A 15,593-nucleotide genomic window follows, 5' to 3' on the forward strand; every position below is an offset into this window, starting at 1 on the left:
ATAGAACGGTCTTTTACGTAAAATCTTTCAATTTTGTCAAAGATTTATTTTATTACCGGTGAAAGTTTCATGTTGCCGGTACGGTCAGTACACATAACAAGAATTTAAACGGAATCCAGCATGATCCATCCCCAGGGAAAGATGCGTTATCTTGCCTTTTTTATCGGCGCCACGTGCGCGCCTGCTGTGTGGGCGCAAAGCGCTGCCGATGCAGACAGTGACATTGAGATTATTGAAGTAACCGGCCAGGAAACCGGGCGAGCGTCATTGAATCCGGGGGCCGGGACCATCGAAAGTATATTCGGGGCCGGTTTGGCATTAAAAGACACCCCGCGTGCAGCCACGGTTCTCAGTGCAGAAGCGCTGCAGCAGTACAATATCAATAGTTTGCACGACATTGCCCGGGTGGCGCCTAATACCTATGCGGCCAGCGGCTTTGGTACGCCAAGCCTGCCCTCGGTGCGCGGGCAGCTGGGGGAGTTGTTTCAGGATGGCATTCGTCGCCAGGCCGGCAATAATGGCTTTGGCCTCCCCTTTTCGTTTAACAGTGTTGGCCAGCTGGCGGTGGTCAAAGGGCCGCCAACGGTGCTGTTAGGTAGCACCCAGCGCAATGGCGGGTTTGTGAATGTGACGTCAAAACGGGCATCAGTAACCCAAAGGCGGGGCCTGGCCAGTATATCGGGCGGCCGCTGGGATGATTATGTTGCCCAGCTTGACTACACCACACCGCTCAGCAACACCACTGGGGTGCGGGTAAGTGCCCGCTATCAGGATGCAGACGACTTTTATGATTTTGGCCAAAGTCAGCATGAAAATGTGTTTGTGACTTTACGTCATCAGCCTGATAGCGCCACTACTTGGGATGTGTCGCTGGAATGGTATCAGGCTGATTACCCGGATATTGCTGGTATTAACCGGCCCACCCAGCAACTGATTGATGACGGGGTGTATATTACCGGCCAGGGCCGCCAGCCTGACGGTTCGTTGGTACCTGGTGCGGGTGCGGTGATCTCACCTACCGGGGCGGTGGTCATTCCCCGAAACCGTGTGCTGGCTCATCCGGATGATATCAACACAGCGCAAACCAGTATCTGGCGCAGCCATTTTTCGCATCAGTTTGATGAGGCCATCAGCCTGCGCAATATCAGTTATTACCAGCACCTAAGCCGTGAGGAGATTGCCCAAAACAGTTTTGTCGAAATCATCGACAGTGCTGATACCGTGCAAAACCGCACCGAGCTGGATGTGGCCTTCAATGACAGTCAGCTCACCACGGTGGCCCTGGATCTTCGTTATAATAATGTACTGGGCTATAGCCAGTTTACCACCGAGGCCGATAACCCGATTGATCTTACCGGCAGTTTAAACCTGCGCCAGATCCCGCTAAGCCCGGCACAGCAGGCTCGCCTGGTGGCGTTGCGCCCGGGGGTCTTGGTGTCACCCGGCGCACAATATGATGTGAATAATGATGGCAGCGGCGATTTTAATTTATCCGACACCACTGATTCGGTGACCTGGCAGACCGGCCTGGCACTGCAGCAACAGTCGCAGTGGCACGAACGCTTAAACACCATCATTGGCTATCGTGTCGACCGCTATGATGTCACCGCCAAAGATGCGTTGCCGCCAGCTGACGTGGTAGCAGCTTCGGATCGTCATACGGCCTATCTACATAGCCTCCAGGTCAATGCGACTTTTGCGCTGACCGACACCCTGAACCTCTACGCGGCCTATGGTGACAGCGACGCCACATCCAACAGTATGGCCGGAGGCACTGTGCTGGGCGCGCAGAATCAAATAGACCCGAAAAATTTTGCCACTGAAAATACGCTTTACGAAGTGGGCATAAAGTATGCGCCTGACGCCGGCATATCGGCAGCTCTGGCGGTGTTTGAACAAACCCGCAGTCTGCGCAACCGGGATGGCAGCAACACCGGGATTGTCACCCAGGGGCTGGAGCTGGAAGGCTTTTATCAGACAGACAATGTTTGGGTCAATGCCAGCTACAGTTACCTCGACGCTCGTTATGATGACTCGGCTGCGTTTCAGGGAACCGGCCAGGTTGCCGATGCCTTTGACGCCAGCCGGCCTGATTTGATTACTGGCACCGCAGTGGGCTCACCGTCATTTACCGCCTTTGCGCCGTCTCGACAGCAGGTGCAGGGCATGGCCCCCCAAATGGTCACGCTCAACGGCGGCTGGCAGGTGATGCCGCGCTGGGAAGTGGGCAGCTCACTGGTGTATACCAAATCCTTCCCGCTGGATTTTTTACAAACTGTGTATATTCGTGACCAGTTTCGCTGGGACCTGAACAGCCGCATCCGGGTCACCGATGCACTGGCGCTGCGCCTGGATGTGGTCAATGTGACCGATGAAGACAACTGGCAGCCGGTGTTCGAAGGCGGCTTTTTTGGTGCCACCCTGGTGATGCCAGAGCGGCCCCGACATGCCCGTGCGACCCTTGAGTACACCTTTTAACCCAGGAGCTGCTGTACATGCTTAAAAAATCCGCGCTGCTGCTGGTGATTGCAGCATTAATCGCCAGCTTTTTTTACTTTGATATAAATCAGTATTTTACCTTGAGCGGGCTGAAAAGCTCGGTGGATGAATTTAGCCAGTATATCGACAACAACCCGGTGCTCAGTGTGGCGGTGTTTTTTGTGCTGTATGTGGCAGTCACGGCGTTGTCACTGCCCGGCGCGGCGATTCTGACCCTGGGCGCGGGTGCCCTGTTCGGCTTGTGGCTGGGCTTGTTGCTGGTGTCTTTTGCTTCAACCCTCGGCGCCACCCTGGCATTTTTGTCGGCCCGCTTTATTTTTCGCGATACCGTCAAAAATCGCTTTGGCGAACGCTTGCAAAAAATCGACCGCGGGGTAGAAAAACAAGGTGCGTTTTATCTGTTTACCCTGCGCCTGGTGCCGGTGTTTCCGTTTTTTCTGATTAACCTGGCCATGGGCCTGACCAGCCTGAACATCTGGACATTTTACTGGGTGAGTCAGGTGGGGATGCTGGCCGGTACCCTGGTGTATGTAAACGCGGGTACACAGCTGGCTCAGCTGGACAGTGTTTCCGGCATTGTATCGTTTGATTTGATCATCAGCTTTGTGCTGTTAGGGATCTTCCCATGGATTGCCAAAGCCATAGTGGCGCTGGTAAATCGGCGCCGGGTCTACAAGGGGTACAACAAGCCTTCCTCGTTTGACCGTAATTTGATTGTCATTGGTGCCGGCTCCGGCGGCCTGGTGACTGCCTATATTGCGGCCGCGGTCAAAGCCAAAGTGACCCTGGTGGAAGCCTCCGAGATGGGGGGGGATTGTCTGAATTATGGCTGTGTACCCAGTAAAGCCTTGATTAAATCGGCCAAAGCCGTGCAGCAAATGCGCAATGCCAGTGCTTATGGATTAGAAAACACCGAGGCACAGTTTTCGTTTGCCAAAGTGATGGAGCGCATTCATGCAGTCATTGCCCAGATCGCGCCTAACGACAGTGTAGAGCGTTATACCAAGCTGGGGGTAGAGGTCAAAAAAGGCTATGCCACGCTGCAAGACCCGTGGACGGTAAAAATTGCCTATGACGATGGGACCAGCGAACAACTGACCGGCCGGGCTATTGTGATTGCCACGGGGGCCAGCCCGCTGGTGCCGCCATTACCCCATATTGAGCAAAGCGGCTATGTCACCTCCGACACGCTGTGGCAGCAATTTGCCCAACGCGATAGCGCACCTCAAAAGCTGCTGGTACTGGGTGGCGGCCCCATTGGCTGTGAACTGGCGCAGGCTATGGGACGGCTGGGCAGCGATGTGCGCATCGTTGAACAGGCTGACCAGATCATGGGAAAAGAAGACGCGGAGGTGGCACAGTTTGTCTCGAAGACTCTGGTCAACGAAGGGGTTAAGGTATTGACCGGCCATACCGCCAAAGCTTTTGGCCAGGACGAGCAGGGCCGCTTTTTGACAGTGGAACATGCTGGTGAGCAACAACAGCTGTATTATGATGAAATTATTGTGGCGGTGGGGCGTAAGGCCCGGCTAAAAGGTTTTGGTCTGGAAGAACTGGGTATTGAGTTTGACCGAACCCTGGATACCGATGAGTTTTTGCAAACCAAATTCCCCAATATCTATGCTGCTGGCGATGTGGTGGGGCCGTATCAATTTACCCATGTTGCCTCTCATCAGGCCTGGTATGCCGCGGTCAATGGTTTGTTTGGCACCTTCAAAAAATTCAAGGTGGATTATAGCGTGATCCCCTGGACGACGTTTGTGGATCCGGAAGTGGCTCGGGTCGGCTTAAGTGAACGCGATGCGGCTGACAAGGGCATTGAGGTGGAGGTGACCCGGTATGAGTTTGACGATCTGGACCGCGCAGTAACCGAAAGTGCCAATACGGGCTTTATCAAAGTGCTCACACCGCCAGGCAAAGATAAAATTTTAGGCGTGACCATTATCAGCGAGCATGCCGGTGACCTGATGGCAGAATTTGTGCTGGCCATGAAGCATGGCCTGGGCCTGGAAAAAATTCTGGGGACCATCCATGCATACCCAACCTGGGCTGAAGGGGCCAAGTACGTGGCCGGTAACTGGAAGCGCGCCAATGCCCCGGAAAAATTATTGTCCTATGTGGAAAAGTTTCATGCCTGGCGCCGTTAGTTTTTTTACGGTGCGCCGGACCTGGTGCTGGCTCTGCCTGGCGCTGGTTGGCTGTTTTTTCGCGCCAGTTGGCCTGGCCGAGGACTCGCTGCATGCCAGTTGGCAACGCCAGCTGGCGCAACATGTGGTGGTGACAGAGCAGGGCCGCGACAGCCGCGTGGATTATGCAGCCTGGCGCGCTGATAAAGCGCAGCTGGATGGTTATCTCAAAGCGTTAGGGCAGGTGTCAAAAACCACCTATGAGAGCTGGCCGTCAGCGCAGCAACTGGCATTTTTAATTAATGCCTACAATGCGTTTACCGTGCAATTAATTCTAACCCGCTATCCAGACTTAGACTCAATCAAAGATATTGGCGGCTGGTTTTCCGGCCCCTGGAGTCAGGATGTGGGCGTATTGCTGGGCCAGCCACGTACTTTGGATGAGATTGAACATGGCATGATCCGGGGCCAGCTGGGCAGTTTGCGCCGGGCAGGGTTTAACGGTTTTGCCGAGCCGCGCATTCATTTTGCGGTCAATTGCGCCAGCATCAGTTGCCCGCCGCTGCGTAATGAAGCCTATGTGGGTGCGCGCCTGGACGCCCAGTTAGCAGATCAGACCCGGCAATTTTTAGCTCATCGCCAGCGCAACTGGCTGGATGGCGATACTCTGTGGGTATCAAAATTATTCGACTGGTATGCCAGCGATTTTCATCTCAGCGGGCAAGACAGTATCCGCCCATTTCTGGCCAATTACAGCGAGGCACTGGGGCTGGATGAAGCGCAGCAACAAGCGTTGCAACAAGGCAATCTGAACATCCGCTTCGCTGATTATGACTGGGGGCTAAATGCGCTGGAGCGTTAACCCGGCGCAGTGGCAGGGACGAAGTGTCTGGCATCGGGGGGTAAGCAAGTGGGTAGGTATAAGCTTGCTTTGGCTAAGCGCGCTGGCAGCCAGCCCGTTGCACGCCCAAACAGTGAACTTTTATGCCTGGGGCGGGAGCCCGCAGGTCAATGACTACTTACAGTGGGTGTCAGCTCAAACCCAGGCGCGCTTTGGAATCACAGTGAACCACGTCAAACTGGCCGATACCAGTGATGCAGTGTCGCGGGTGCTGGCTGAAAAAGCCGCTGGCAATCATGCTAATGGCCAAATCGACTTACTGTGGATCAATGGGGAAAATTTTGCCGCCATGAAGCAGCATGGCTTGCTATTGAAAGACTGGGTGCACACACTGGAACATTTTACCCTAACCAATCCCGCCGAAAATCCCAACATGACCCGTGATTTTGGCGTGCCCACCGACGGCCAGGAAGCGCCATGGGGCAAGGCTGCTATGGTGTTTTATTATAATCAGTCGCGGTTGGCGCAACCGCCGCAAAATGCCGCCGCGCTGTTACGCTTTGCTCAGGCTCACCCGGGCCGCTTTGCCTACCCATTGCCGGCTGATTATCTAGGGATCAGCTTTTTAAAATATCTGGTGATGGCGCTAAACCCTGACCAGCACCCGCAATTATTTGCTCCGGTCACCCCGGCGGCATTGGACCAGGTCACCCCTGCGTTGTTTGCTTATCTGGATGCATTGCACCCGCACCTGTGGCAGCAAGGGCGCTTTTTTCCCCGCCAGGCCGCGCGCCTGACCCAGCTAATGGGCGATGAGCAGCTGTGGCTGGCCTTTTCGTTTACCGCAGCAGAAATTCCGGCAGCGGTGCAGCGCTATGATTTGCCCGCGGCGACCCGCACCTATGCCATGACAGACGGTAGCCTGGCCAATGTCCATTTTGTGGCAATTCCATATAACAGCGACCAGACACAGGCAGCCCGCAAGGTGGTGAATTTTTTATTATCCCCTGAGGCCCAGGCCAAAAAATACCAGCCCGATGTGTGGGGCGATGACACTGTGTTAGATGTCAGCCTGTTGCCCGCAGCACAACAGGCTTTGTTTGACCCGGCACAGCGCCATCCTGCTGCGCTGCCGGCCAGTGGTTATCACACCTTGCTGCCCGAACCCCACGCCAGCTGGAGTGATGCCTTACGCGAAGCCTGGTATGCCCGCTACGGAGCGCATTTGTGACAGGCTTTAAACTCAGCCTGCTTGCTGCACGCTGGCTGTTTATCGGGTGTCTGATTATTCCGGTGACGGTGGGTATTGCCGGCGTGATGGTACCGGCAGCCGGTTATTTTCCGGCACTGGGTGAAACCGAGTTTTCCTTTCAGGCAGTGAATGCGCTACTGGCGACCCCGGGGCTGGTGAAGATGGCCGGCTTGTCCCTGGGCACTGCGTTGCTGGCCACCGCACTGGCGCTGCTGGTCACCCTGGCCATCCTGGCGGTGTTTATTATGCGCCCGACATTGAACATTGTTCAGCATGTACTGAGCCCGGTACTGGTGATCCCGCATGCCGCAGCAGCTATCGCCGTGGCGTTTTTGCTGGCGCCCGGAGGCTGGGCAGCCCGGCTTGTGTCGCCTTGGCTAAGCGGCTGGCACGAGGTGCCGGCAGCCAGTGTGCTGCACGATCCCTGGGGATTGAGCATCGTGCTAGCACTGGCCTTAAAAGAACTGCCTTTTTTACTGCTAATAGCGCTGGGGGTATGGTCACAGCCCCATCTGCAGCAACGTATCAGTCAGACCTTGCGACTGGGCCAGTCGCTGGGCTATCACCCGGTGACTGCATTCACCAAATTAATCTGGCCGCAATTGTATCCGCACATGCGCCTGCCAGTGCTGGCTGTACTGGCCTATGCCAGCGCCAATGTGGAAATTCCGCTTATTTTGGGGCCGGGCAACCCGCCCACGCTGGCGGTGGCTGTGCTGCAATGGTTTAACCATATTGATTTAGCCATGCGTTTGCAGGCCTCGGCGGCGGCCTGTTTGCAAATTCTGGTAACCGGACTGACACTGGGCCTGTGGTGGCTGGCAGAATGCGCGATTGCGCGGTGGTGGCGCGGCGCCGTCCTAAATGGTCGCCATCGTCAGCTGGTGGTCCGCTTACATCTGGTGTGCTGGCTGGGTCTCACCATCATTGGAATGATGATGGTGCTGATGGCGGTCAGCCTGGTGCTTAGCTCAATGGCCACCCACTGGCCATTTCCTGCTCTTTTGCCTGATGATCTGACCCTGATGCACTGGCAGCGCGCCGCAGCGGCTGTTACTACTCCGCTGGCCAATACTCTGGTCCTGGCGCTCAGTGTTACCGGTGTGGCCATTGTGATCAGTGTGCTGGCCTTAGAGTATGAGCATCAGGCACCGCAGTTTGGTCAGCATCGACGTGGCTCGGCCCCAGCACTAGATATGTTATTATTTGTGCCTTTGCTGATGCCCGGCGTGGCCTTTTTGTTTGGCCTGACCTGGTTTGCCCAATTGATGCTGCCCGAGGCTATCTGGCTGGTGACCCTGGTCAGTCACCTGGTGTATGTATTGCCCTATGTGTTTTTATCACTGGCGGTGGCTTACCGGCGTTTTGATACGCGCTACACCCATGTGGCCTACGGCCTGGGCGCGTCGCCCTGGCGGGTCTTTAGCGCTGTGCGGCTGCCATTGCTGTTTGGCCCGCTCTGTATTGCCATGGCGTTGGGTCTGGCCATCAGTTATAGCCAATATCTGGCTACCTTACTGCCCGGTGGTGGCGAAATTGCCACCCTGACCACCGAAGCCGTGGCGGTGGCCGCCGGCGCCAGCCGCCGGTTATCGGCGGTTTATACCCTGATGCAGATGGGCCTGCCGCTGGTCGGTTTTGTGCTTGCCTGGTGGCTACCCACTGTCTTGTTTAATCCGGCTAAAAAGGCGTCGTCATGAGTTCATCCACACCTGCTGTGCTCAGTCTTGAGCAGGTCGCTATTTTTCATCACCAACGCCAGTTACTGGAAGTCACTGCCGACATTGAGCCAGGCCAGATCTTAACCATAATGGGGCCGTCAGGGGCGGGCAAGTCTATGTTATTGGCCGGGCTGGCGGGCGTCTTGCCGGCTGATTTTTCATTGACCGGCCAAGTGGTACTGGGGCAAACGCGGCTCAACCAACTGCCAGCGTATCAGCGCCAGCTGGGGTTGTTATATCAGGATCCGCTGCTGTTCGAGCATTTGAATGTAGAACAGAATATTGCCTTTGGTATGCCGCGCGGCAGCGATCGCCGCACCATCATCGACGATTTGGCGCAGGTGGGCCTGGCAGCCATGGCCAGCCAGGCTGTGCAGCATTTATCCGGCGGCCAGCAGGCCAGGGTGGCGTTGTTGCGCACCCTGGCGGCCCAGCCTCGGGCGATTTTACTGGATGAGCCGTTCAGTAAGCTGGACACCCAGACCCGCGCTCAGACCCGCCAGTGGGTATTTAGTCAAATTACCCGGCGCCAGCTTCCTGTTATACTGGTGACGCACGATGCCCAGGACGCAGAAGCTGCCAATGGGCCCATCATCGAGGTAGCACCATGTTAGATTCGCGCATTACGCCATTTATCAAACCAGCACTGCGGCCGCTGGTCAAAGCCCTGGACCGCGCTGGGGTGCACCCGGACCATTTAACCCTGGCCGGCTTTGGCATCGGCTTGTTGGCCCTGCCAGCGATTATCGCAGGCTGGTATGGTGTGGCATTGGTGATGATTGTGCTTAACCGAGTCATGGATGGCCTGGATGGCGAACTGGCCCGCTTTCAGCAGTCATCGTCCAGTGCCGGCGGATTTTTAGATATCTGCCTGGATTTTTTATTTTATGCGACTATCCCGCTGGCTTTTGGGCTGGCTGACCCGGCTGGCTGGGGGCCGCCGGCTCTGGTGCTTATTGCCGCCTTTATCGGCACCGGTAGCAGTTTTTTAGCCTTTGCCATCGCCGCCGAAAAATATCACATTGACCGGCCGCAGTTCAGCCATAAAAGTTTTTATTATATGCAGGGGCTTACCGAGGGTACCGAAACCATCGCTATCTTTATCGCATTTTGCCTGTTTCCGCAGTGGTTTACGCCGTTGGCCTACGGCTTTGCACTGGCCTGTTTTATCACGGTGTTCACGCGAATTTATGGTGGTTATATGACACTTAAAAAGGTGGCGCAGCATGGATAATGTCAGCGCACTGCGCGTGGGCATATTTATCGGGGTGTTTACCGTAATGGCACTTGTAGAAGCACGCTGGCCGGCCCGGCACGATAGTCTGGGGCGCAAAGTGCGCTGGCGGGCCAACCTGTTGATGGTTGTGTGTGGCGCGCTACTGGCGCGGCTTATCTTACCGGTCACACTGGCCGGGGTTGCCCTGTACGCCAGTAAGCAGCAGCTGGGCGTATTGCCTGTACTGGCCGTTCCTGAGGTACCTGGCATCGTTGTCGGGGTTTTGCTGCTGGATCTGGCCATTTACTGGCAGCATCGCTTGTTTCACCGCGTGCCGCTACTGTGGCGCCTGCATCAGGTACATCATGCTGACAGCCATGTAGACAGCTCTACCGGGTTGCGCTTTCACCCGCTGGAAATTGGCCTGAGCTTATTCATAAAGGCGGCAGTGATCCTGGCATTTGGCATTCCGGTACTGGCAGTGATCATCTTTGAGATTGCGCTCAATGCGTTTTCGATTTTCAATCACAGCAATATCCGGCTGCCGCAAAAGCTGGACGATAAACTGGCCTGGCTGGTGATCACCCAGCGCTTGCACCGTATTCATCACAGTCAGCATGGCCTGGAAACCCACAGCAATTTTGGCTTTAGTGTGTCGTGGTGGGACAGGCTGTTTGGCAGTTTTAAAGCCCGCGCCCGACAGCCTGATGAGCAATTGGATATCGGCCAGCGGGCCTATCCCGCCAGCCGACAAAACAGTGCCATTGGGCGGCTGTTACTAATGCCGTTTGGCAAGCTGCGTAATTAGACGATGGGGTCGTAGTGCCACTGATGATTGCTGTAATTGAGCTTACAGCGATCATAGTCACGCTCTGAACGCCAGTTACGATTGTTAAGTTTTACCGAAACGCCGTTGTACAGACGCTTAGTGGCAACCACACCAATGGCATTCTGGTAGTCTTCTTTTTGCTGGCGCATCTCGATGGCTTTGAGTTCCAGCCAGTTGAGCAGGCAGGTTTCATTGTTGAGCATGTCCAGCGCATTATCCACTTTCTGGCGGATTTCGGCCGGCAACAAGCGGGTTTTGATCAGATCCAGTTTTTCTTTATGGCGGCTATTGTTGTTACGCAGCTGCTTTAGCAAATCATCCAGCGCGTCTTTTCGTTCCAGCAGTTTGCTAAAACCGGGACTAAAATCAATTTTTAGGGTACTGCCGGACACCGCGCCCACCGTTCCGGCCTGGACCGAACCCTGGCTGACGATATCGCAGGCAAACAGGTTGCCTTGCGGGTTATCAATGCGGCCCACGGTGATGGAGCCGCCACTTTGAATGCGGCTATAGGCCAGCTGGCGGCTCACCGTCACATTGCCGCCGCACTGAATATCAATGCCCTGACCATGTTGCACATGGATACTGCCAGCGGCTTTTAAAAAACAGGAATGTTCGAGCTGACCGTCGGCCATTTTGCCCATGGCCCCTTCGGTAATAATGATATCTCCGCCAGCTTCAATCAGCGCTGATTCCACAAACCCGTTGATGGTCACATCCCCGGTGGCCTTGATTTGCATTTTTTCGGTGACATCGCCATTGACCAGCACCGCGCCATCATAATCCACATGGCCGGAGCCCACATTGACGCCCGAGCAGGTAAAGGTTTCATCGATGGTCATGCTGTTATCAGCAAACTTGGGCATGCCCGAGATGGCAGCCACCAGCAGATTGGGGTCACTGTCGCTAACCACAGTGCCTTTGCCAAGTTTAAACTCCTGCAGTTTGCCAGGCTGGGCGGGTAAGGCATTGCCTTTGACATCGTAGCCGGGGCGGCCAGGCGTGGGCGGCTCGCGCCGCAGTACCGGGGTGTGGATTTTAACACAGACCACCTCGCCCAGGTTGCGCATGTCCACCCGGTCATTGTCGGTTTGCTGAGGTTGTAATACCCGCTCCAGCGCATTGGGCACCAGCGGGATAAGTTTACTGTGCTTGCCATCACGAGGCGGCAGGCCTCGGGCCACTTCACTTTCCAGCACCGCGCCGGGTGGGGCCTTGGACAATTCCAGCAGCAGTGCTTCCACCCGCTTGCGGGATAAGCCGCGCTGGATGCCGGCATTAAAGGCGAGGTTACACAGAATATCGACAGTGGGCACCCGGCCGCCATAGGGCGCGGTTAACACCAGGGTGGCGCTTAAGCCGTCACTACTGATTTTAAAATCCACTTCGGTATTGCGGCGCTCACCGATGCGTTCCTGCACCGCGGTATGATCGCCGGTTTTAAAATAATGGTTGGCTTTATCGCAGGCAGCCTTAAGAGTACTTTGCGACACATACAGGCTTTTGAACTGGCCTTCGTGGATCTCATGCCATAACAATTTACTGTCGACTTCGCGCTCCAGCGCCGCCGGCTCAATGGTGATATCCACAAAATTTTTCGAACTATCAAGGGTGACAGCGACACCAATCATTTGCTACTTCCAGCCTGCATTTATTGTTGTAATTACTGTAACGGCCAAGCCGCCCATTCCTTTACCCTAAGACTATAGCGTGAGCCCTTATCAGGTCAAAGATTTTCAGCGTACTGATACAAGGCACGCAAAATAGCCTGTTTTTCAGCATCCTGGGCATGCCGGCTGGCCAGTTGTTCCAGCTCCATCAGATAAGGCTCTAAGGTGATGGTGGCCGGTGAGTCGGCTTCGGTCAGACGGGCTCGCCGGTGGGCCTGCCAGCGTTGCATTTCCGGCTCGCTCAGGGTGTAAGAAAAATTGCGCGCCCGGTAGCGAAACAGCATGCTGCGCAGCTTTTGATTTTGTGTTTGCTCGGCTAGCCCGGCTAACTGCTCGGGGTCGCTTTGTGTCACCTGATCACACCAGCGCCGTTCATCATCATTTAAAAAGCCACCGCTGTATAGCGCGTGGTCGATATCCGGCTGCTCGGTGGACGGAGGCGCGGCATAGACCTGGCTTAAGCGGGTGGCCAGATCCGGCAGCGCCGACAGTTGTTTAAAGTTGTCCAGGCAAAAGTCGCGATCCAGGCCCAGCCGCTGCGCATTGTCCTGGGTCATGGCCTTGGCAGTGGTGATAAAGGGCGAACGATTAATGTGTAACAGCTTGATCGGCGGGCGGGGCGCGCCGTTTAACTCCTGATTGCTGGCATACAACTGGGCTTTTAAGGTTTCAGCATCGGCGCTAAGCAACGGGGTAATGTCCTTGCTCAGGTCAATGGCAATAATAGCATTGCTATTGGTGGGGTGGGCCACCACCGGCATCACCCAGCTGGCGCAGCCCTGGGCGGCCGGCAATTTGGAGGAAATATGCAACACCACCGATGGCCGGCTTAAGTCCAGCTGTGCCATTACGGTATGTTTATTGCGTAAACTGAACGCGTAATCGTACAGCCGCGGCTGGTGTTTGCGGATCAGCCGGGCCAAATCGATGGTGGCATACACATCGCTTAATGCGTCATGAGCCTGGCCATGGGCGAGTTCATTGGCAGCGCTTAAATCCTCGAGGCGAAAGGACGGTGTGCCATCGTCGCGGGTCGGCCAGTTAATTCCGTCCGGGCGAAGGGCATAGCAGGCGCGGGCTAAGTCGATGATATCCCAGCGACTGTTACCATTTCGCCACTCTCTGGCGTACGGGTCGATAAAATTGCGGTAAAACAGATGACGGCTGACTTCGTCATCAAAGCGAATACTGTTGTAGCCGGCCACACAGGTGTTGGGCTGGCTCATCAGTGCCGCAATTTTTTGTGCAAAATCGGCTTCGGCCATGCCGTCGCGCAAGGTTTGCTGCGGCGTGATGCCGGTGACCAGACAAGCGCCGGGTTGCGGCAGATAATCATTGGCAATTTGACTCATTATATTGATAGGCTTACCAATAATGTTCAAATCACGATCGGTGCGGATGGCGGCAAACTGGCAGGGCAAATCTTTTTGCGCGCTGGTCCCAAAAGTTTCGTAATCGTGCCATAAAATACTGGCGTCTGACGTCATGTGAGTGGTGACCCTGTCGACAAATGAATGGCGGGCAGTGTACACCGTCAATTTTAAAAGTAAAAACACTAGTCTTGCTGAGGCCTGGCTTATCGCCCGGCACAGCAAGCTTAAGCAATCAAACAATGCAGGAGACGTGTGTGAACGTGTTAACAAAAATAATCACAGTTGGGTTGATGGCACTGGCACCATTGGCGCAGGCCGAGGTGGCCATCGTGGTGCATGGCGGTGCCGGTACCATTACCAAAGATCAGATGACTCCCGAAAGAGAACAAGCCTATGCGGCTAAATTGACCGAGGCGATTAAGGCCGGCCACGCCTTGCTTAAACAAGGCAAACCGGGCACTGATGCTGTGGTTGCGACCTTACAGATCCTGGAGGAGTCGCCCTTATTTAATGCCGGCAAAGGCGCAGTATATACCTATGATGAACGTCACGAACTGGATGCATCCATCATGCACGGTGCCAAGCGTAAAGCCGGTGCTGTGGCCGGCGTCACCACCATAAAAAGCCCTATTGCCGCGGCTCGGGCCGTGATGAACCATTCACCCCATGTGCTGTTAAGCGGTAGCGGTGCTGAAGCCTTTGCACAAGAGCAGGGCCTGGAGATGGTAGACAACAGTTATTTTAATACTGAGCATCGGCGCGAGGCACTGGGTAAAGCAAAAGACCGCATGGCTGCCGAAGGCGCCAAAGTGGGCGGCCAGAAAGGCAACGAAAAAATGGGTACCGTGGGTGTGGTGGTGCTCGATAGTAAAGGCAATATTGTGGCGGGGACGTCAACCGGCGGCATGACCGCCAAACGCTATGGCCGGGTCGGAGATTCGCCTATCATTGGCGCCGGCACCTTTGCTGAAAACAGCAGCTGTGGCGTATCGGCCACCGGCCACGGTGAGTTTTTTATCCGCTATAACGTGGCGGCGGATATCTGTGCGCGGGTCAAATACCACGGTGTCAGTGTTAACCGTGCCGCCGATACCGTGATTTTTGATGTGCTTAAACCGGCCGGCGGTACCGGCGGGGTAGTAGCCATCGACCATCAGGGCAACATTGCTATGCCGTTTAACACCGCCGGAATGTATCGTGCCAGCATCGATACCAATGGTGAGCTGAAAGTCGGTATTTATAAAGATCTGTTGGCCCCGCAAAAACCGTAAAAAAGAGTGAAAAAAGTTCGCTGTATACCCCGGCCAGAGCTAGGCTTAAAGTACCAGAGCGGGTCTGGTCGGGATTACAAAGAGACTACTCAGCCTGAACCACAACAGCAGTAAACAGGGTGTTTACCGCGTAGGAGGCATTATGGAATCGTTGCAAGTATGTGACTACATGAATCACCATCCGGTAAAACTTCTCAAAGACATGCCTGTCGCCGAGGCGGTTGAGCGCTTATTGCAAAGTGGTCAGTCGGGCGGCGCAGTGGCCGATGAGCGAGGGCGTCTGGTGGGATTTTTGTCAGAGCAGGACTGCATCCGGCAAATGATTGAGTCATGCTACTACCGCGAGCAGGTGTGTCGTGTCAAAGACATCATGCAAAGCCCGGCGCTTAGTGTAAAACCCTACATGTCGGTCATTGAGCTGGCCCAGCAACTGTTACAGGAAAAGCCGCGCATCTATCCGGTGGTCGACGATGACGGGGTGCTGGTCGGCAGCATCAACCGTTCAGCCATTCTCAAGGCCATCGACAAGCAGCTGCGCTCAGGCTACGAAGTAGCCAGTTAGATCACCTGATTAGGCGGGTTAACAGACCCGCCATCCTGCTTAGTTCTTCAATTCACCGCCATTTAACCTTTGCGACAGGCGCTTGTACCGGTTTGACTGGAAATAACTTAGCAATTTGCCTAGGATCGGGCGCTCAGTTGAGATGCTAAGGATGTTATTTTGGAGTCAGCCACTTTTCATGCCCGTTATCAGGCTTTGCGTGAGGCATTGCCATCAACCTATGGCGCTGAGCG

At 55.2% G+C, this 15,593-nt stretch carries 12 protein-coding genes; 10 read left to right on the forward strand and 2 right to left on the reverse strand.

Annotated elements, in window-relative coordinates; all coding sequences use genetic code 11:
* The first annotated feature begins 120 nt into the window (after nucleotides 1-120).
* Genes ACTUJZ_RS01310 through ACTUJZ_RS01345 form a run of 8 tightly spaced genes read left to right on the forward strand, consistent with a single transcriptional unit; the run spans nucleotide 121 to nucleotide 10,463 of the window.
* The gene (locus tag ACTUJZ_RS01310; RefSeq protein ID WP_463634460.1) at nucleotides 121-2,478 is read left to right on the forward strand and encodes a TonB-dependent receptor; all 2,358 of its coding nucleotides are present in this window, start codon (nucleotides 121-123) and stop codon (nucleotides 2,476-2,478) included.
* Between the two features lie 17 nt (nucleotides 2,479-2,495).
* Nucleotides 2,496-4,646: an FAD-dependent oxidoreductase gene (locus tag ACTUJZ_RS01315; RefSeq protein ID WP_463634461.1), complete on the forward strand. Its 2,151-nt coding sequence runs from the start codon at nucleotides 2,496-2,498 to the stop codon at nucleotides 4,644-4,646.
* Entirely contained in the window at nucleotides 4,630-5,487 is an 858-nt protein-coding gene (locus tag ACTUJZ_RS01320; RefSeq protein WP_463634462.1) for a DUF547 domain-containing protein, read from the forward strand. Before ACTUJZ_RS01315 ends, ACTUJZ_RS01320 begins: the two co-directional genes overlap by 17 nt.
* On the forward strand, nucleotides 5,471-6,697 hold the full coding sequence (locus tag ACTUJZ_RS01325) for an ABC transporter substrate-binding protein (protein ID WP_463634463.1): 1,227 nt from the start codon (nucleotides 5,471-5,473) through the stop codon (nucleotides 6,695-6,697). Before ACTUJZ_RS01320 ends, ACTUJZ_RS01325 begins: the two co-directional genes overlap by 17 nt.
* The gene (locus ACTUJZ_RS01330) at nucleotides 6,694-8,418 is read left to right on the forward strand and encodes an ABC transporter permease (protein WP_463634464.1); all 1,725 of its coding nucleotides are present in this window, start codon (nucleotides 6,694-6,696) and stop codon (nucleotides 8,416-8,418) included. Before ACTUJZ_RS01325 ends, ACTUJZ_RS01330 begins: the two co-directional genes overlap by 4 nt.
* On the forward strand, nucleotides 8,415-9,053 hold the full coding sequence (locus tag ACTUJZ_RS01335) for an ATP-binding cassette domain-containing protein (RefSeq protein WP_463634465.1): 639 nt from the start codon (nucleotides 8,415-8,417) through the stop codon (nucleotides 9,051-9,053). The genes ACTUJZ_RS01330 and ACTUJZ_RS01335 overlap by 4 nt, the downstream gene beginning before the upstream one ends.
* Nucleotides 9,047-9,673 (forward strand): CDP-alcohol phosphatidyltransferase family protein, encoded by a 627-nt coding sequence (locus ACTUJZ_RS01340; RefSeq protein ID WP_463634466.1) that lies wholly within the window; start codon nucleotides 9,047-9,049, stop codon nucleotides 9,671-9,673. Before ACTUJZ_RS01335 ends, ACTUJZ_RS01340 begins: the two co-directional genes overlap by 7 nt.
* Complete coding sequence (locus ACTUJZ_RS01345) at nucleotides 9,666-10,463, forward strand: sterol desaturase family protein (RefSeq protein WP_463634467.1); 798 nt, start codon at nucleotides 9,666-9,668, stop codon at nucleotides 10,461-10,463. The genes ACTUJZ_RS01340 and ACTUJZ_RS01345 overlap by 8 nt, the downstream gene beginning before the upstream one ends.
* Here the strand turns inward: ACTUJZ_RS01345 and ACTUJZ_RS01350 are convergent.
* The gene (locus ACTUJZ_RS01350; RefSeq protein ID WP_463634468.1) at nucleotides 10,460-12,115 is read right to left on the reverse strand and encodes a DUF342 domain-containing protein; all 1,656 of its coding nucleotides are present in this window, start codon (nucleotides 12,113-12,115) and stop codon (nucleotides 10,460-10,462) included. The genes ACTUJZ_RS01345 and ACTUJZ_RS01350 overlap by 4 nt on opposite strands.
* Before the next feature lie 95 nt (nucleotides 12,116-12,210).
* Nucleotides 12,211-13,641 (reverse strand): exodeoxyribonuclease I, encoded by a 1,431-nt coding sequence (sbcB, locus tag ACTUJZ_RS01355; RefSeq protein ID WP_463634469.1) that lies wholly within the window; start codon nucleotides 13,639-13,641, stop codon nucleotides 12,211-12,213.
* Between the two features lie 176 nt (nucleotides 13,642-13,817).
* On the opposite strand from sbcB, the gene ACTUJZ_RS01360 reads away from it, so the two are divergent.
* Both ACTUJZ_RS01360 and ACTUJZ_RS01365 read left to right on the forward strand, forming a co-directional pair.
* Entirely contained in the window at nucleotides 13,818-14,798 is a 981-nt protein-coding gene (locus ACTUJZ_RS01360; RefSeq protein WP_463635220.1) for an isoaspartyl peptidase/L-asparaginase family protein, read from the forward strand.
* 142 nt (nucleotides 14,799-14,940) lie between these two features.
* Nucleotides 14,941-15,360 carry a CBS domain-containing protein gene (locus tag ACTUJZ_RS01365; RefSeq protein WP_463634470.1) on the forward strand — a complete coding sequence of 140 codons (420 nt, stop codon included), beginning with the start codon at nucleotides 14,941-14,943 and terminating at the stop codon, nucleotides 15,358-15,360.
* Nucleotides 15,361-15,593 lie beyond the last annotated feature (233 nt).

The sequence above is a fragment of the Alteromonas sp. WD8-37 genome (assembly GCF_055326825.1).